This is a genomic window from Allokutzneria oryzae (genome assembly GCF_042429765.1).
Lineage (GTDB): Bacteria > Actinomycetota > Actinomycetes > Mycobacteriales > Pseudonocardiaceae > Allokutzneria > Allokutzneria oryzae.
In genome coordinates this window covers 24,151-40,945 of record NZ_JBHLZU010000005.1, presented here as the reverse complement: position 1 = coordinate 40,945, position 16,795 = coordinate 24,151, and the positions used below count along the sequence as shown (strand labels likewise).

The following is a 16,795-nucleotide window of genomic DNA, read 5'->3' as shown; positions in this document are numbered from 1 at the left end:
TCGAGCACGCGACGGTGAGGAATGAGTTACTCGGCGTTGTCTTCTTGCGGCGGTAGCACAGGTCGGGACGGGCGTGACCGAAAAGGTCCACAAAGGACTGCTAATACTCGATTCTCCTGGTATGCAACGGAATCCGGCGTTGATATTCCTTGGCACGGTTTCCGCCGGGAGTGTTAGGTTGCGAGGGAGTCACTTCGAGAGATACGGAGAGCAACCGAGTCATGCCCAGAACCGTTTTCACCCTCGGTGTTGCCGGCGCCCTCGCGGTCGGTGGCGCGTTGTTCACGGCTCCGACCGCTGATGCCGCTTCGAGCTGCCCCGACAAGCACGTGTGCATGTGGGAGGACTCCGGCTACACGGGTTCGCGGTACGTGAAGCAGAAGGCTGCGAACGGCACCTACGACATCGACGGGTTCAACGGCGACAACGAGATCAGCTCGCTGAAGAACCGCACCTCGTGCACGCTCACCTTGTACAGCGCCGACGACCCGAAGGCCAGCGCCTTCAAGTGGACCGTCGCGCCGGGCAAGAGCATCAGCAACCTGAAGAACCTCAAGGACAGCAAGGGCAACCACGCCAACGACGGCGTCCAGAGCTACAAGCTCAGCGGCTGCTGATCAGCTGTCCAGCTCGGCCGCGGTGATGAACGACGTGTGCGTTCCTGGCGAGCACACCGCGTGCGCGCCGGCCAGCGAGCCCGCGCGGGCGCAGGCGTGCCAGTCGCGACCGGCCAGGTAGGCGTAGAGGAAGCCCGCCACATAGCTGTCCCCCGCGCCGTTGGTGTCGACCACGCGCTCCGGGGGCAGCTCGACCGGGGGCACGTGCCGTGGCGGGTGGCCGGGGAGGCAGAGGTGACTTCCCTGGCCGCCCGCCATCACGATCACCGCGCGCGCCCTGCCGCGGTCCAGGATGTCCCCGGTGACCTCAGCCATCCGGCCGCCGAGTTTGCCCGCCGACAGGAAGACGAGGTCGCAGCCGTAGGCGAAGTCCTTCCGGTATTCGCTCACACCGTCCCAGTTGTGCAGGTCCGTCGAGGTGGTGAGACCGAGCTCCACCGCGTCGCGCAGCGCGTGCCGAGCCCAGTCCACAATAGACAGATGCGCGTGTTTTGCCTTGCGCAGCAAGGGTCGGTACAGCTCCGCATCGACCTCCATGCCGTCGGGGTGGCGGCCGTCGTAGAGCGAGGTGCGCTGGCCGCCGGGGTCAACCAGGTTCACCGCGCAGCGGGTGCCGCTCGGGTGGGTGCGGTAGTCGAACGGCAGCCCCGTTCGCGCGTAGTGCGCCAGCACGAACTCGCCGTCCGGGTCGTCGCCGATCACGTCCGCGAAGTGGGTGCGCAGACCGAGGCTGTGGCAGCCCATCGCGACGCCGTTGCCGGTGTGCCCGACGTAGCGGCGGATCGGCGGGACCTTGATGGTGTCCGCGACCGGCAGCGGGAGCTCACCCACCCGCACGATCGTGTCCACGCCGACCCCGCCGACCACGACAACGTCCAGCTCCGCCATGTTCTTGATCATCTCACCGCCGTGGCGGAACGGCAGGACAGATGCCCCGAACGGCCGCCAAGCAGGCCGGCTTCCGGCCATTCGCGGGCTTATGGACGTGCTCGCGGGCTGAGATGGGTCCATAAGCCCGCGAATGGCCATGAGGTGTCGCGTTAGAGCTCGAAGGCCGGCCGGAGGAACTCCGAGGCGAAGGCCTCGAAAGCGTCCGGTAGCTCGTCCAGCGGGACCTGCGGCGGATAGACCAGGACCCGCGTTACGCCGATCGCGCGCAACTGCTCCACCCGTTCCGGGGTGACGGGCGACGCCTCGGCGACCAGGTCGATCGCGCTGGGGTCGCGGCCCGCCGCCTCCGCGGCCGCCTTGCACTCCTCGAACAGCGGAACCGGGTCGCCGACCGCCGGGAAGAAGGCGTCCGCGAGCCGACCGGCGCGCCGTGCCGCGGCCACGCTGTGCCCGCCCATGATGAGCGGGATCGGCCGGGCGGGCTTCGGGTAGCAGCGGGCGCCGGTGAAGTCGTGGTAGGCGCCGTGGAAGGTCTCCTCGCCGCTCCACAACGCGCGCAGCACCCCGACGTACTCCTCGAAGCGCTTGGCCCGGTCGGCGAAGTTCACCCCGACCGCGTCGAACTCCTCGCGGAACCAGCCCAGGCCGAGGCCCAGTTCGAGCCGCCCTCCGGAAAGGTGGTCGATGGTCGCGGTCTCCTTGGCCAGCACCACCGGATTGCGTTGCGGCAGCACCAGCATGCCGGTGACCAGGCGGACCGAGGTGGTCACCCCGGCGACGAAGCTCAACCACGCCAACGGGTCCGGGTAGGGCCAGTCGGCGGGCACCGGCATCCGGCCGTCGTCGGAGTAGGGGTAGGGCGTGGCGTAGCTCTCCGGCAGCACGACGTGCTCCGGGACCCACAGCGAGTCGACCCCGTGCGCGTCGGCGAGCGTCGCCAGGGTCTTCGCCGCCTCCGGTGCGGTGAACGGCGGCATGCTCGGCGAGAGCAGTCCGATCCTCATCGCAGTGCTCCTTCCAGTAGCAGCCCGGCGAGCCGGTCCGCGACCGCCACCGTGGTCAGGTGGGTGTTGGCGCGCGGGATCACCGGCATCAGCGAAGCGTCACCGATGTACACATTGGACAGACCGTGCACCTTGCCGTCCGCTCCGGCGACGGCCATCGGGTCGTCGGCGGGCCCCATGGCGCAGGTGCCGACCGGGTGCCAGTACCCGCTGGCGGCGGCGAGGACCGCGGTCGGCTCGCGCTCCGCCGCCGACCACGGGGTGAGGCCGGTGAGCCCGGAAAGCCGCTCCGTGCGGGCGAAATCGTGCGCCAGCTCGATCCCTTCGAGGATCACCTTCTGGTCGTAGCCCTGCGCGTCGGTGAAGAACCCGTGGTCGATCTTGGGTGAGGCCGCCGGGTCGAGCGAGGCCGCGCGCACGGTTCCCCTGGAGCGCGGCGACATCACGAACACGTACAGCCCGGCGGAGAGCGGGCCGGTGTAGAAGCCCTGCGCGTCCTCGGCGGGACCGGCGGACGGCACGATGTGGATGTCCCAGGAGTCGTCGGCCTGACTGGAGCGGGCTTTCACGACCGTCTGGGCGAAGTAGGACTCCGCCGCGTTGGGCATCTCCCCCACCAGGGCGTCCAGCGGGTCGAGCATCAAGCCGAGGGAGCTGTGGTCGACGAGGTTCTCCCCCACACCGTCCAGTCGCAGCACGACCGGCGCACCGAGCTCTTTGAGCACGTGCTCCGGACCGACTCCGCTGCGCATCAACAAGGGCGGAGTGCCGTAGGTGCCACACGCGAGGATCACGTGCTTCGCGGTGACCGTGTACTCCTGACCGTCTCTGACGGCCACGACACCGGTCGCGCGATCGCCCTCGATGACCAGGCGGACGGCCAACGAGTCCGACAGGATGCGCAGGTTCGGCCGGTTCCGCGCGGGATCGAGGTAGGCGAAGCCGGTGTGCCAGCGGGTCGCGCCGACCGCGTTCAGCGGGACCCAGCCGATGCCCTCACGGGCCGACTCGTCGTTGATGTCGTCCAGGAACGGCAGGCCCAGCTCTCGCGCGGCGTCGATGACCGCGTGGTGCCACCGGGTCTGGTCCTGCTCGGGGACCGGACGCACGCGCAGCGTCTCGATCGCGTCTGTCAGATGTGGACGGAGCTTCTGGTAGTCCCAGACACCGTTGGAGTACTTGCTCCACGCGTCGTAGTCCGCCGGGGCGCCCAAGGTCGCCCAGCATCCGTTGTGCGCGGAGGAGCCGCCGATCACCCTGGCCCGCGCGCAGCACGGCGGCGCTTCGAGGTCCCAGTCGTGACCGCGTGCGGCGGAACGGGCGTTGAGCAGTTCGGCGGGCCAGCGCCGCGGGTCGAAGGGACCGTAGTCCGGACCGGCTTCGAGCAGGCCGACGGTGGTTCGTTCGTCCTCACTGAGCCTGGCGGCCAGCACGCAGCCCGCGCCGCCACCGCCGACGATCAGTACATCCAACGTCACCTTGGTGCGCTCCTCGCTTGGCAGTGTCAGGAAAGCGCCGCGTCCAGGGCGGCGGCGGTGATGAACGACGTGTGGGTGCCCGCCGTGCGGCAGGCCTCCGCGCCCGCGAGCGAACCCGCGCGAGTGCTGGTGTCCCAGTCCTTTCCGGCCAGGTGGGCGTAGAGGAAGCCCGCGACGTAGCTGTCCCCCGCGCCGTTGGTGTCCACGACCTCCTCGGGGGCGAGCGGCGTCGGCGGCACGTGCCGGAGCGGCCGGCCCGGCAGGCGGAGGTAGCTCCCCTCGCCGCCCGCCATCGCGATCACCGCGCTGGCGCGTCCCTTGGCGAGGATGTCCTCGGTGACCTCCTCGACGCGGTCGCCGAGCGCGGAGGTGGAGACGAAGACCAGGTCCGCTCCGTAGGCGAAGTCCTGGTGGTAGTCGTTCTTCCCGTCCCAGTCGTGCAGGTCGGTCGAGGTCGGGACCCCGGCGGCGACCGCGTCCGCGAGCGCGTGCCGGGCCCAGTTCATGATCGAGACGTGCACGTGCCGGGTTCGGCCGATCCACGGTCGGTAGAGCTCCGGGTCGACGGTCATCTCGAAGGGGTGCCTGCTGTCGTAGAGCGAGAGCCGGTTGCCCTGCTTGTCCACCAGGTTCACGCTGCGGCGGGTGCCGCTGGGATGGGTGCGGTAGCCGAAGGACAGGCCGGTCTCCGCGTAGGTCGCGAGCACCTTCTCGCCCTCGGGGTCCGTGCCGATGACGTCGGCGAAATGGGTGCGCAGCCCGAGGTGGTGGCAGCCGAGCGCCACGCCGTTGCCGGTGTGCGCCAGGTACTGCTCGATCGGCGGCACCATGATCGAGTCGCGCATCGGCAGCGGCAGCTCCGGCACCCGCACGATGGTGTCGACCCCGACCCCGCCGATCACGAGGACGTCCAGCTCAGCCATTGTTCTCCTTCTCCAGCACCACGTTCAGTCCGTCCCAGACCACCCGGCCGCCCGCCAGCGTGACCAGCAGCACCACCTGGGGCTCGGCCGACGCGGGCACCGTGCCGCCGAACCCGCCGTCGCCCGTCGGGTAGAGCGGCCACGCCCGGCCGCCCTGGACCACGTCCACCGTGCGGACCGGCCCGAAGCGGTAGGTCACCCGCCACCTTCCCGCTTCCTCGACGACCGCGCCACGTGAAGCCAGTTCACTTGCGTGGTCCGGGAACCTCGCGCAGGTCGCGACGTCGCCCCGCTCCCGCGCCGCCTCGAACAGCGCCCGGTCGTCCACGATCCCCAACCTCGCGGCGAGGTCGCCATCGCCGGTGCGCAGCGCCTGGTCACGGGCCTCGACGGCGTGCAGCGCGAGTGTCCTGTCGTCCACCAGGTCGCCCCATCCCCGGCGCAGCAGGGCCTTCGGGTCGGCCTTCAGCCCGCCGCGCAGTGTCGCGGCGAAGATCTGGTGGAAGTCGGCGGCGACCTTCTCCCAGGTGAACGACCGCGCCACGCGGATCGCATTGGCGCGCAAGCGCTCCAGCTCCTCCGGGGGCGCGGCGAGCAGTCTGCGGACCTGTGCCTTGATCTCGTCGACCAGCTCCCGGTCCTCCGCGCGGAACGACCTCGGCACCGCGGCCCCGGTCGTGCCGGACACGTGCTCGAAGTGCTCCATCCCGCGCTGCGCGGTGGCGACCGGGACCGCGCCGCAGGCCATCGCCTCGCCCATCGCGAGCAGGAACGTGTCCATCTCGAACTTCGACGGGAACAGGCACAGGTCGGCGGCGCACGCCAGGTCGATCAGCTCGGACTCGGGCAGCGGGCCGGTCTCCAGCCACACCTCTCCGGGATACGCCTCGGCGAGGGGGTTCAGCTCGGGGTCGTCCATAGGGGACGGTGAGAGGCAGTGCAGCACCGCGTTGAACCGCAGGCCCTCGTCCAGCAGCTCGTGCAATGCCCTGGCCAGCTCACGCTGTCCCTTGTGGTGGACGGCGTACCGGGCATTGTGGTAGACCGTCGGCAGTTCGGGCTTCAAACCCCTGCGCCGCAGCACTTCTGCTCTGTCCACAGTGGATCTGTCAGCGGCGCGCCATGCGCTTCCGACCGCGCAGCCGCCGACCACGAGCCTGTCCGCCGCGGCGCGCAGCTCACGGCGGACGGCCAGGCGCTGGAACAACGACTCTGCCGGAGTGTCGCCCTGGGTCACGACGTGTTCGAGCTGCCCCGAAGAAAGGAAGTCCAGCGCCGACGCCGTCCTCGCAACCAGCGCCAGCCCGCTGACGTAGTCGTGTCCCGGCCGCTCGGGATACTCGTTGTACAGGTGCGTGCTCGGCAGGTATGCGCGCATCTCACGCTCGACCACGCCGTCCAGCGGCGGATCGTCCAACCCGGTGGCCACGGTGGCGTCTCCGCCGAGGAAGCTCAGCAGCTCCCGGACTTCGCGGCCGTAGACCTTCTTGTTCACCGGCATGTTGCTCTGCACGGTGCACACGACTTCCGCGCCGGCCGCGCGAAGCGGTTGCGGCATCAGGTAGTGGTAGTACGGCTCGTGCAGGTGCACAACGGTGCGGGGCCGCATTGTGCGCACGAGATAACGGGTCGCGGCGATCTGGAAGACCAGCGGCTTGAGGAACGACAGGTCGCGGCCCTTGGACTCGTAGGGCGGGTAGAACGTGTCCGGGTACGCGTCGAGCAGCCCGCCCGCGAGCACCACAAGGTCGACACCAGGCAGGCTGATGCGATGCGCGGTCACCTTGACCGCGATCTTCGCGGACTCGCCGAAGTCCTTCCACACCAGCGGGTCGAGTGGCACATCGACGGTCAGGTCGTCCACATAGTCCAGATCGGTGACGTCGTAGTCCGCGCGCAGCAAGGGAAGTGCGCCGTGCGCCGCGGTCAGGCCGCTGACGGCGACACCGCGTGCGGACAGCGCCTGGCTCAGGTTCCACAGGTAGACGGAGATGCCGCCCTTGACGAGGCGGTGGTCGAACCCACCGAACTCGTAATGGCACTCGACAGCACTGATGCTCGGCTCCACCAGGGATTCCTCGGCATTCACGCCGGAACAGCCCCTTCCAGACCAACGACGAACTCGGCAAGGGAAATCCACGTCAGGTCGGCGTAGTACTCCGCGGCCGGGTCTCCCGCGCGCTCGCCGTGATACCGCAGCTCGTGCAACGTGCGCAGCAGGTACGGCACGGCCAACGCCTCGCGATCGACTCCCGCCGTCAGCGTTCGGGTGATCTCGCTCGCCCACCGCGCCCCTGGAGCGCGCCGCCGCCCAAGCGAGTTCGGGTCGAGCGCGGCCTCCCTGAGCTCACGGGTGTACTGGTGCTTGTCGAGCTCCAGCTCACGGGTGGTGCGTGCGACCTCCTCGTCGGCGGCGAAGCACTCCACCGCTCGGCACAGGGCCGCGAAGTCGTCGAGCGGGCTGCTCGCCTGCACGGTTTGCCCGTCCGGATCGACGAACCGCACCTGCTGCTCGTCATCGATCAGCACATGCGCCAGGTGGAGATCGCCGTGTCTCGGCCCCGCCGGGTAGTCGGACTCGAAGACAAGCTCCCGCACCAGGACACCGCACCGGTCGAGGAGGTCATGACGGTGCTCGGCGGAGCGCGGCAGCGTCCGGCGGACGTGCGCCAGCGACGACATCAGCTCGGACAACCGTTCGGTCAACGGCATGGCCTTGGCATCCGCACCGTCGGCGAGCCGCACGTGCAGTGCGGAGAGCGCTTCGCCCACGGCACGGAGCAGGTCAGTCGGGTAGCTCGGCCGTCCTGCCCAACCGGACCGCAGCGCATTGCGCAGCGGCTGGTCGAGCGGGGTTCCCACAACAGCATGCGTGATCAACGCCAGGCAGCCACCCGGCAGGCCATCGGCGTTCTCGTAGTCCAGGTATCCCAGAGGTTTCGGCAACAGAGCACAGTCATCCATCGCGGACAGCAGGGCGGGTTCGCCACGGTCGTCGCCGAGCACGCGGTAGACCTTGAGGACGAAATCGCCGCCGACCCTGGCAACGGCGTTGGTCGCGGTGGTCTGGAGGACCTCGTCCAGCGCCGGCTCCGACCACACCGGGCCGCGCCAGCGCACCAGCCCACCGGACCTCGTCCGCCAGGACTCGCGGGTTGTCAGGGTGAGCATCGCTTCGAGCAACGCGGTGTCGTTGTCCCCCAACACGAGAACCGCGCTCCGCTGGGCACCCTTGACCTCGGCCCAGCGCAGCGGCGTCCCACCGACGTCGAGCTCGTCCAGCACCCGCGCGCTGTCCGGGTCGAGCGTGGTCCGGGAGAACCACGACGCCCGCCGCAACACCTCGGCGAGGCTCACGGTCCCACCGCCTCGAACCGCCGGACGCCACGCGACCAGGTCAGCAACGCCAGCCCGGTCAGGACCCCGGCGACGACCGGCGCGAGCCAGGTCAGCACCCCACCGCCGTGCAGCAGGTAGTCGGCGGGCACGAACCCGGTGAAGGCGAAGGGAATCACGCTGGTCAGCACCACTCTGATCGGCACAGGGAAAACGTCAACCGGATAGCGGGCGGTGTCGGCGACCTCGTAGACCGCCGTCATCACCTGCAGGCTCGTGGTCGTCCAGAACGCCAGCGCGGCAAGGAGGAGCTTGACCGCCGCGAACACCGACGCTCCCACCAGGAGCAGCAGTCCGAACAGCACCAGAGTTCCGAATTCGGGGCTCAGGTCCAGTCCACCGCCAGCGTAGAAGATCACCGCGAGTCCGGCGATCACCTCGCCGAGCCCTTCGGGATAGCAGAAACGTTCCGACAGCAGGCTGAACAGCGGGTGCACCGGACGGACCAGGTAGCGCACCAGCTCGCCGCGCTGCACGAGCTTGCGGCCCAGCTCCCAGAGCTGGTCGGTGAAAGCGTGGTCGAGCCCGCGCACCAGCATCGCGACCCCCAGCAGCAGCAACGCCTCGTCGAAGGTCCAGCCGGCGATGTCGGAGACGTGCTGGTAGATCACGCCGAGCAGCAACGCGTGCATGACCACCCGCAAGGCGAACGCGCCGATGCCGATGAAGAAGTCCGACCGGTAGGCCAGGATTCGGCGCAGTCCGACCCCGGTGAGCAGCAGCGACAGCGAGAAGTAGCGGCGCAGCGCCCTCATCCCCCGCTCACCTCGCCCCGTCTCAGCGCACCGCGCCAGGCGAGCACGCACACCAGCATCCCCAGGCCCACCCACAACAGTTGCACACCAACGGCATTGAGCGCAGCGAGTCCGTCGATCCGCCCGAGCAGAAGGCGGACCGGTGTGTTCACCATGGCCGCGAACGGAAGCCACTCCAGCACTCCGCGCACGGCGGACGGCATGAGCTCCAGCGGCACGAGCTGCCCGGAGGCGAACGCGACGACAGTTCCCTTGAGGTAGCGAAGGCCCCACGTGCTCGTGGTGATGAAACCCGCGAGCCCCACCAACAGGTTCAGCAGGATGCCGAGCGCGGTGGCCAGCAGCGCCGACACCAGGAACCACGCGAACCCGACAGCAGTCGGCGTCGCGAGCGGAACGAAGACCAGCGCGAAAGCCAGCAGCGGCACCACGACCAGGACCAGCCGCACCGCGAGGTAGGGCAACGCCACTGCGGCGTGCGAACCGAGGAAACTGATCGGCCGCAGCAGTCCGACGACGTGGTCACCCCGGTAGATGTCACCGGAGAGCGTGTCGTCGATCTGGTTGGACAGCAGCACCGCCAACAGGTTCCCGGCCAGCAGGTACGTGGTCATCGTGGTGACGTCGTAGCCCTGGATGCCGGAACGCCCGTCGTAGACCGCGTTCCACACCGAAAGCTGGACCGCCAGCGACAACGCCGTGGTCAACGCGGTCAGCAGCAGCGCACCCCGATACGCCAGAGCGGTTCGCCATCCCGCACCGAGAACCGCGCCGTAGCCACGGGCCTGGAGGCGAAGGTCGGCCGTCACCGCGTACTGCCACGAGCGGGCTCAGCGGTCCGCACGTAGAGCGAACGCAGCACTTCACCGAGCGTGGGCTCCGGTGCGACGAGGTCGGTGACTGCGACGAGACCGGAGACCGCCGCGAGGACTCGTTGCGGAGTGGCGAGTTCCGGCGGCCCTTCGACCTTGATCCGCCGCCGCCCGGCCACCCCGACCTCAACGCGCCCGATGTCCTGACGCACATGGGAAGCGAGCACCTCGGGCTCGATGTCCCCGGAGTAGTCCAGCCGCACGGTGCGTGTGGGCGCCTGACGCAGCAGGTCGTCCAGGCTCCCGGTGTAGACGTCGCGGCCGGAGTCCACCACGACGACCCGCTCGCAGATCGCGGTGATGTCCGCGACGTCGTGGCTGGTCAGCAGGACCGTGGTGCCCCGATCGGCGACGACGCGGTTGACCAGCTCGTGCACCGCCTCCTTCAGCAGCAGGTCGAGCCCGATGGTGGGCTCGTCCAGCAACAGCACGCGCGGGTTGTGCAGCAGCGCCGCGGCGACCTCGGCGCGCATCCGCTGGCCGAGGCTGAGTGTCCGAACAGGACGATGGGCGATCTCGCCGAGGTCGAGAACCTCGTCGAAGAGCTTGCGGTTGAGTACGGCGTCCTCTTTGGACATGTCGTGCAGCCGGGCGAGGATGCGGAAGGACTCCTCGACGGGCAGGTCCCACCACAGTTGTGTCCTGTGCCCGAAAACCACGCCGATCGTGCGCGAGTGCGCGTAGCGGTCGGCGCGCGGGTCACGCCCGGCGACGCGGCAGTGGCCCGAGGTCGGTGTGAGCACTCCCGCGAGGGCCTTGATGGTCGTGGACTTCCCCGCGCCGTTCACGCCGAGATACGCGGTGCGTTCTCCAGCGGGAACGGAGAAGCTGACCCCGTCGAGCGCGCGCACCTCCTCCACGTCGGCGGAGACGAGCCCGCGCACCGCGCCCCACAGTCCGGGGCGCATCTTGCGGACCTTGAAGACCTTGGTCAGTTCGTGTGCCTCGATCATGAGGCGTCCTCCCGGTGCACCTGGTCGATCGCGCGGCCGAGACGGCGCACCGCGTCCACCAGCTCGTCGGGCTCGATGAGAAACGGCGGGGCGATGCGCAGCACCGAGCCCCCGGGCATGACGCGCACCCCCAGGTCCAGCGCGCGTTGGAACACCCGGTCCACCGCACCGGGGTTCGGTGCCCTGCCAGGACCGACCAGCTCGACCGCGTGCAGCAGCCCCAGGCCCCTGACCTCACCGACCAGCGGGTGTTCGGCCACAGTGGACAGTTCGTCGGCCAGCAACGGACCCAGCTCGCGCACCTTGGCGACGAGGTCGTCGCGGTGCAGCACGGTCAACGTGGCCGCCGCGGCGGCGAGGCCGACCGGGCCACCACCGAAGGTGCTGCTGTAGCCACCGACCGAGCCCCACGTCTCGTCGGTGAGCAGATCGGGTCGGCCGGCGAGCACAGCGACGGGATGCCCAGAACCCAAGCCCTTCGCGAGCGTGACCAGGTCGGGAGCGAGCCCGTAGTGCTGCGACGCGAGGAACTCACCGGTCCGGCCACCACCGGTGAGGACCTCGTCGGCGATCAGCAACACGCCGTGCTCGGCGCACGCCTCGCCGACCACGTCCCAGTACTCACGAGGCGGGACGATCACCCCGGCCGCGCCCTGGATCGGCTCGGCGAGCAGCGCCGCGACATCGGACCGGGCGATGGCCTGCTTCACCGTCAACCGCGCGCACAGCATGTCGCAGGACGGATAGGTCAGTTCGAACGGACAGCGGTAGCAGTACGCGGGATAGCCCAACAGCGTCGGCCCCGGTGGTTCGGTTCCGATGTCCCACTGCACCGCCGAGCGGGCTCCTCGGGTCTTGCCGTGGAATCCCCTGCGCAGCGCGGCGATCCTGGTCCTGCCCGGCTCGGCGGTGGCGTGCGCGATCCGGAGCGCGGCCTCGACGACCTCGGTGCCAGTGGTGAAGAACCCCATCGCACCAAGGTGTTCCGGCATCAGCCGGGCGAGCGCCGTCGCCGCTTCGAGCCGCGCCGGGGTCGGGTTGTCGTGCACGTTGACGAGCCGGCCGACCTGCTCGGTGACCGCCTGCCCGACCTCGGGATGGCTGTGCCCCAGCGACTGCGTCATGGTCCCAGCGGCGAGGTCCACGTACTCGCGGCCGTCGACGTCGACCAGCGTGCAGCCCCTCCCGTACGCGAACACGCGGCGCCCGAGCCCTGCCTCCTGGCTGGCCCCGAGCGCGACGAACTCCCGCTCCCCCGCGAGGTGCCGCTCCCCCTGCGCGCTCACTCGGTGAGTTCCAGTTCGAGAAGGTGCCTCTCCACATCGACATCGGGGTCGTGGGCGAGTTTCCAACGGCGAACGGCATGACGAAGACCCGTGGTGTCCAGCTCACGAAGAGCCGCGACGAAACGGGGGACGCGGTCGCCGGAGCGCGCCTCCTCCGGCGTCGGCACAGCCTCCGAAAGGTCCACTGTGGACGGCACAAGCGGTGAGAACAGCGCTGCGGCCTCGGCGCGGCGGTCCGGGGACAGCAGCTTCCTGGCGAGCAGCTCCTCGGGATGCCCTGCCACCGAGGGGATGCTCGACACCGGCAACGAGGAGAACAGCGCCAGCAGGCCGACGGCCCGGTTCCCGCCCAGCACCTCGAACACGCGAGAGCACCACGACGCCAGTCGGTCGGCCGACTCGGCACCACCGAGGAACAGGATGTCCCAGCAGTCCAGCTGCACGTCCAGTGCCTCGGCCACCAGAGGAGAGTCCCCCAACGCGGGCAGGATCTCCGCGTACAGCAACCGGACCAGGCGGTGCGGGCTGCGGTGCACGCGCCAGCAGTCGTCGTGCGAGTGGTCGGCCAGCAGCTCCTCCACCGCGATCACGCCGAAGTCCGTGCGCACCAAGCCGTTCGCCGCCTCGAAGTGGTAGAGCTCGTCCAGGTGCTCGCCCGCCCTCATCGACGCGGAGTGCGTCTCCACCTCCGCCAGCAGCGCCGCGCTGCGCTCCAGCAACCGCCGCCGGTGGTCCTCCCCGAGCGCCCCGACCCGGCGCTTGAGCTTGACCAGCTCCTCGGAGAACGCCTGCACCAGGAACGAGGTGGTGAACCGGTAGCTCATCGGCAGGCCGAGGTACGGGAACACCGCGCAGGTGCGGCACCCCGGCCGGGAACCGACCTCGGAGTCGCGGACCCGGATCAGCTCCGGGTCGGCGACGATCTCCCGATAGGGCCGGTCCCAGGCGATCGAGCCGTCCCATTCGTGGTAGCACGGCAGCATCACCTGCCCCGACGGCCCGATGGTGAGGATGCGCGAGTTCGCCCCGCACGCGGTCACCGTCGCCGGGTCCATGGTGCGCAGGTGGTGCAGGAACGCGAGGCTCACCACGGTTGCGGGGTCGTAGCGCCTCTCCGCGACCCGCTCGATGAGCACCGACGACGGTACCGAGGTCTGCGCGGGCGCGGCGGAAGCGGCGTTGCGGCCGTTGACCGCGGCCAGCTTCAGCTGCTTGATCGACCCGGCTGGGCGGACCTCGCTCTGGGTGGAGAAGTAGCTGAACATCGGCGAGAGGTAGACCGGGACCTCGTGCCGCTGGGCGAAGCTCACCACGTCGTCCAGCTCGTCCACGTTCTGCCCGGACACCACGCAGATCAGCTTGAGGTTGCGCGCGCCGTCGGAGCGCAGCGCGCCCACCAGCTCCACGGTCCGGTCCAGGGTGTCGGTGCCCCGGATGTCGTGGTAGCGCTGGGCGTTGAGCGTGTCCAGCGAGATGTTCATCGTGCTCACCAGCGGCACGATCTCCCGCGCCTGCCGCGGGAAGCGGATCGCGTTGGTCGTCACGTCCACCGCCATGCCCAGCGAATGGGCGTGGGTGACCGCGGCGACCATCTCCTTGTGCAGCGCGGGCTCGCCGCCAGTGATGTCCACATAGGACACCCCGAGCTCCGCGAGCTCGTCGAGGCAGCGGCGCAGGCCGTCCGCGGTCAGCTCCTGGTGGCCGTCGAAGACCGGGTCCTGCCAGACGTTGCAGTACCCGCAGCGCGCGTTGCACCGGAAGGTGATGTAGAGCCTGCCGTGCCGGAACCGGGTTGGGGCGGTCGCCACCGAGCTCCTCCAGAAGCCGAAGACGGGGTCAGTGCGGACACGTGCCTCAGGCGGTCAGCGCGGCCCGGATCTCGGCGTCGGTGACGTCGTCGGCGATCACCGTCTCGCCCAGCTGCACCGGCAGCACGAACCGGATCAGCCCGTCCCGGATCTTGCGGATCTGGCCGAGCGCGGCCACGGTCGCGCCGGCGTCCAGCGGCGCGGGCAGCTCCGCCAGCGTTGTCGGCAGCCCGACCGTCGTCAGCAGCCCGGTGATCCGGTCGAGTGCGGCCGGGGCGAGCAGGCCGCGCCGTTGCGCGATGCGTGCGGCGCAGGCCATGCCGAAGGACACCGCCTCGCCGTGCAGCACCGGGCCGTAGCCGGTGACGGTCTCCACGGCGTGCCCGATGGTGTGGCCGAAGTTCAGCGGCCGCCGCAGGTCCTCCTCGTAGGGGTCCTTGGCGATCAGCTCGCACTTGATGGCGCTCGCCCCGTGGACCAGCCGAGCCGAGGTGTCGGGGTCGGCGGCGAGGATGTCGCTGTGCTTGAGCTCGATCAGCTCGAACAGCTCCGGGGAGGAGATGACGCCCTTCTTGATCGCCTCGGCGAGCCCGGCGCGCATCTGGCGCCGGTCCAGCGTCGCGAGGTAGCCGACGTTCGACACGACCGCCTTGGGCTGGTAGAAGGCGCCGATCAGGTTCTTGGCCGTGGGGTGGTCCACGGCGACCTTGCCGCCGAGCGCGGCGTCGACGTCCGCGAGCAGCGTGGTCGGCACGTTGATGTAGGGCACGCCGCGCATGTAGGCGCTGGCCACCCAGCCGACGGTGTCGATCACCACGCCGCCGCCGACCGCCACGACGACGTCCCGCCGCGCCAGCTCGGTCCCGGCCAGCCAGTCCAGCAGCGCGGTCGCCGTCGCGACGCTCTTGTTGGCCTCACCGGCGGGGAAGGAGGTCATGACGACGTCCAGCCCGGTGCCGGTCAGCCGGTCGGCCAGCCGCCGCGCGTGCAGCTCGGCAACGGTGTCGTCGGTGACCAGCGCGACCCGTCTGCCGCCGATCTCCGCGACCAGCCTGGTGACGGCGTCGTCCTCGGAACGGCACACGTGCACCGGGTACTGGTCGTGCCGGTCGGCGGAGCCGACAACCGCCTCGTCCGGGTCGTGTGGCAGTGGCAGCCTTTCGGACACACGGACGTACGAACCCATTGCTTCCCCACCCGTCTATCGCCGCAGTCCCGTCGCTCCCCTCAGTTCTAGCCACTGGCCTCGGGTGACCCAAAGGAACCGCTTCCGCTTTCTTGTGGTGCCGGGACTGCCGGACGCGAGCGGGCCTCCGTACAATGATTGAACTTTCCACCGGCGGGTGCATACCAATGCCGTAGTCACGGCACTGGTCCACCTGGCCCACACCGTGTGGTGCAACTGTGCGTAGCGCGAGCTAACTCTTTTGATGGACAGTTGACAACTGTCCGGACGCACCGGGGTTCAGGAAAGCCTCCAGAGATCTCAAAGCAGTTCTCCGGTGTCGCTACGGGTCGAACAGAACGATCTCCACGGCCCGCGCCGCCTCGGCCGCCTCGTCGAGGACGTGCCTGCGCGGCTCGGCGACCGGCAGCACCCGTGGCTCGGCCAGCTCGAACAGCCTGCGCAGCCGCCGGTCCTCGCGCAGCGTTTCCAGCGCCTGCCGGTCGCCGCCGAGCACGACGGCGTCCACCGAGTCCAGCTCCGGCAGCAGCACCCGCGCCACGGTGTCGGCCGCGTCGGCGAGCGACTGACGCGCCTGCCCCTCGCGCCGCCGGGCGAACCGCTGCTGCGACCAACCGCCCGCTTTGTTGCGGCCGTGCACCTGACGGCGGTCGGTGCTGGAGGAGACGACCTTGCCGTTCTCCGCGACACCGACGCTGTGCCCGCCGAGGCGCACCAGCGCCAGCGCGATCCGGCGCGGGCGCGAGGCGTGCTCCAGCAGTTCCTCGACGGCCAGCCCGTCGCGCCGCACGGGTCCGGTCAGCGCGAGCCCGCCGAAGCCGACCGTGACCTCGGCCCGCGCTCCGTCGACGGCCGTGACGACCACCCGGTCCGCGCTGAGCTCGGAGACCGCCACCCCGCCGTGCCGCCCCGCGAAGCGCTCGTACCACCCGGCGAGGCGCTCCGGCGCGATCTCCACCGCCCTGCCGCCGCCCGCGACCTCCCGCGACCTCACCACGCCGGAGTCACCGTGGCGCCGCGGCGACCCACAACGGCAGTGGGTGACCGGTGTCCTTGGGGGCCAGCCGCTGCACCGCGACGAACCCGGACTCGGCGAGCGCGCGCTCGATGTCCTCCGCGCCGAGCACCTGGTGCCGGGTGGAGACGGAGCTGGCGACCTCCCAGCCGTCGCGCCCGCGCACGAGCTGCACCACCTCCAGCCCGTAGCTGGAGCCGTCGTCGGCCCAGTCCCACAGCTGCACGGTCACCTGGCGGTCCGGGCCCTGGCCGGTGACCCGCGGCGGCGGCGCGGTCGGCCGCAGCGGGCCGAGCCGGTCCAGCTCGGGAACGGCGGCGATCAGCAGGCCACCGGGGGCCAGCGAGCGGCACACCAACGACAGCGCGCCGGTCAGCGCGTTCTCGTGGGCCAGCCTCGGCAGCAGGTCGTCACCGGTGCGCACCACGTCGACCGGGTGCTGGACGCGACCGTCGAGCAGGTCGAGCAGGTCGGCGGTGCGGTGCCTGCCTGGACCGAGCACGGCGGTCGCGACCTCGCCGAACACCTCGGCCGGGCCCGACTGGGTCGCGAGTTCGTCCCGCACGGTGGTCACGGCAAGAGAGTAGGACCACCGCGATGACCGAAAATGC

The 16,795-nt window shown here is 70.1% G+C and carries 15 protein-coding genes; 1 reads left to right on the top strand and 14 read right to left on the bottom strand.

All coding sequences use genetic code 11. The features are described from left to right. Nucleotides 1-221: 221 nt before the first annotated feature. On the top strand, nt 222-617 hold the full coding sequence (locus ACFFQA_RS05530) for a peptidase inhibitor family I36 protein (protein ID WP_377850532.1): 396 nt from the start codon (nt 222-224) through the stop codon (nt 615-617). Here the strand turns inward: ACFFQA_RS05530 and ACFFQA_RS05525 are convergent, their stop codons facing one another. The 14 genes from ACFFQA_RS05525 to ACFFQA_RS05460 form a co-directional block, all read right to left on the bottom strand. After that, the gene (locus tag ACFFQA_RS05525; RefSeq protein WP_377850531.1) at nt 618-1,517 is read right to left on the bottom strand and encodes a carbohydrate kinase family protein; all 900 of its coding nucleotides are present in this window, start codon (nt 1,515-1,517) and stop codon (nt 618-620) included. It abuts the gene before it with no gap. 140 nt (nt 1,518-1,657) lie between these two features. Further along, nucleotides 1,658-2,512, bottom strand: coding sequence for a TIGR03619 family F420-dependent LLM class oxidoreductase (locus tag ACFFQA_RS05520; protein WP_377850529.1), 855 nt, complete (start codon nt 2,510-2,512; stop codon nt 1,658-1,660). Then, nucleotides 2,509-3,990: a GMC family oxidoreductase gene (locus tag ACFFQA_RS05515; protein ID WP_377850528.1), complete on the bottom strand. Its 1,482-nt coding sequence runs from the start codon at nt 3,988-3,990 to the stop codon at nt 2,509-2,511. The genes ACFFQA_RS05520 and ACFFQA_RS05515 overlap by 4 nt, the downstream gene beginning before the upstream one ends. 26 nt (nt 3,991-4,016) lie before the next feature. After that, a complete protein-coding gene (locus ACFFQA_RS05510) occupies nt 4,017-4,913 on the bottom strand; it encodes a carbohydrate kinase family protein (protein WP_377850527.1) in 897 nt (298 codons plus the stop codon). After that, nucleotides 4,906-7,002: a glycosyltransferase gene (locus ACFFQA_RS05505; protein WP_377850526.1), complete on the bottom strand. Its 2,097-nt coding sequence runs from the start codon at nt 7,000-7,002 to the stop codon at nt 4,906-4,908. Before ACFFQA_RS05505 ends, ACFFQA_RS05510 begins: the two co-directional genes overlap by 8 nt. Beyond that, nucleotides 6,999-8,270, bottom strand: coding sequence for a phosphotransferase (locus ACFFQA_RS05500; RefSeq protein ID WP_377850524.1), 1,272 nt, complete (start codon nt 8,268-8,270; stop codon nt 6,999-7,001). Before ACFFQA_RS05500 ends, ACFFQA_RS05505 begins: the two co-directional genes overlap by 4 nt. Then, nucleotides 8,267-9,064, bottom strand: coding sequence for an ABC transporter permease (locus tag ACFFQA_RS05495; protein ID WP_377850523.1), 798 nt, complete (start codon nt 9,062-9,064; stop codon nt 8,267-8,269). The genes ACFFQA_RS05500 and ACFFQA_RS05495 overlap by 4 nt, the downstream gene beginning before the upstream one ends. Next, nucleotides 9,061-9,873 carry an ABC transporter permease gene (locus ACFFQA_RS05490; protein ID WP_377850522.1) on the bottom strand — a complete coding sequence of 271 codons (813 nt, stop codon included), beginning with the start codon at nt 9,871-9,873 and terminating at the stop codon, nt 9,061-9,063. Before ACFFQA_RS05490 ends, ACFFQA_RS05495 begins: the two co-directional genes overlap by 4 nt. After that, a complete protein-coding gene (locus tag ACFFQA_RS05485) occupies nt 9,870-10,889 on the bottom strand; it encodes an ABC transporter ATP-binding protein (protein WP_377850521.1) in 1,020 nt (339 codons plus the stop codon). Before ACFFQA_RS05485 ends, ACFFQA_RS05490 begins: the two co-directional genes overlap by 4 nt. Then, on the bottom strand, nt 10,886-12,175 hold the full coding sequence (locus ACFFQA_RS05480; protein ID WP_377850520.1) for an aspartate aminotransferase family protein: 1,290 nt from the start codon (nt 12,173-12,175) through the stop codon (nt 10,886-10,888). Before ACFFQA_RS05480 ends, ACFFQA_RS05485 begins: the two co-directional genes overlap by 4 nt. After that, entirely contained in the window at nt 12,172-13,983 is a 1,812-nt protein-coding gene (locus ACFFQA_RS05475; RefSeq protein WP_377850519.1) for a radical SAM protein, read from the bottom strand. Before ACFFQA_RS05475 ends, ACFFQA_RS05480 begins: the two co-directional genes overlap by 4 nt. A gap of 46 nt (nt 13,984-14,029) precedes the next feature. Continuing rightward, the gene (aroB, locus tag ACFFQA_RS05470; RefSeq protein WP_377850518.1) at nt 14,030-15,169 is read right to left on the bottom strand and encodes a 3-dehydroquinate synthase; all 1,140 of its coding nucleotides are present in this window, start codon (nt 15,167-15,169) and stop codon (nt 14,030-14,032) included. 322 nt (nt 15,170-15,491) lie between these two features. Beyond that, nucleotides 15,492-16,166, bottom strand: a complete 675-nt coding sequence (locus tag ACFFQA_RS05465; RefSeq protein WP_377850517.1) for an acVLRF1 family peptidyl-tRNA hydrolase — start codon at nt 16,164-16,166, stop codon at nt 15,492-15,494. Nucleotides 16,167-16,173: 7 nt separating this feature from the next. Continuing rightward, nucleotides 16,174-16,758, bottom strand: coding sequence for a hypothetical protein (locus ACFFQA_RS05460; protein WP_377850516.1), 585 nt, complete (start codon nt 16,756-16,758; stop codon nt 16,174-16,176). Nucleotides 16,759-16,795 lie beyond the last annotated feature (37 nt).

Coding starts and splice junctions, on each gene's coding strand:
- ACFFQA_RS05530 (WP_377850532.1), top strand. CDS start 222: ATGCCCAGAACCGTTTTCACCCTCGGTGTTGCCGGCGCCCTCGCGGTC.
- ACFFQA_RS05525 (WP_377850531.1), bottom strand. CDS start 1,517: ATGATCAAGAACATGGCGGAGCTGGACGTTGTCGTGGTCGGCGGGGTC.
- ACFFQA_RS05520 (WP_377850529.1), bottom strand. CDS start 2,512: ATGAGGATCGGACTGCTCTCGCCGAGCATGCCGCCGTTCACCGCACCG.
- ACFFQA_RS05510 (WP_377850527.1), bottom strand. CDS start 4,913: ATGGCTGAGCTGGACGTCCTCGTGATCGGCGGGGTCGGGGTCGACACC.
- ACFFQA_RS05495 (WP_377850523.1), bottom strand. CDS start 9,064: ATGAGGGCGCTGCGCCGCTACTTCTCGCTGTCGCTGCTGCTCACCGGG.
- ACFFQA_RS05485 (WP_377850521.1), bottom strand. CDS start 10,889: ATGATCGAGGCACACGAACTGACCAAGGTCTTCAAGGTCCGCAAGATG.
- aroB (WP_377850518.1), bottom strand. CDS start 15,169: ATGGGTTCGTACGTCCGTGTGTCCGAAAGGCTGCCACTGCCACACGAC.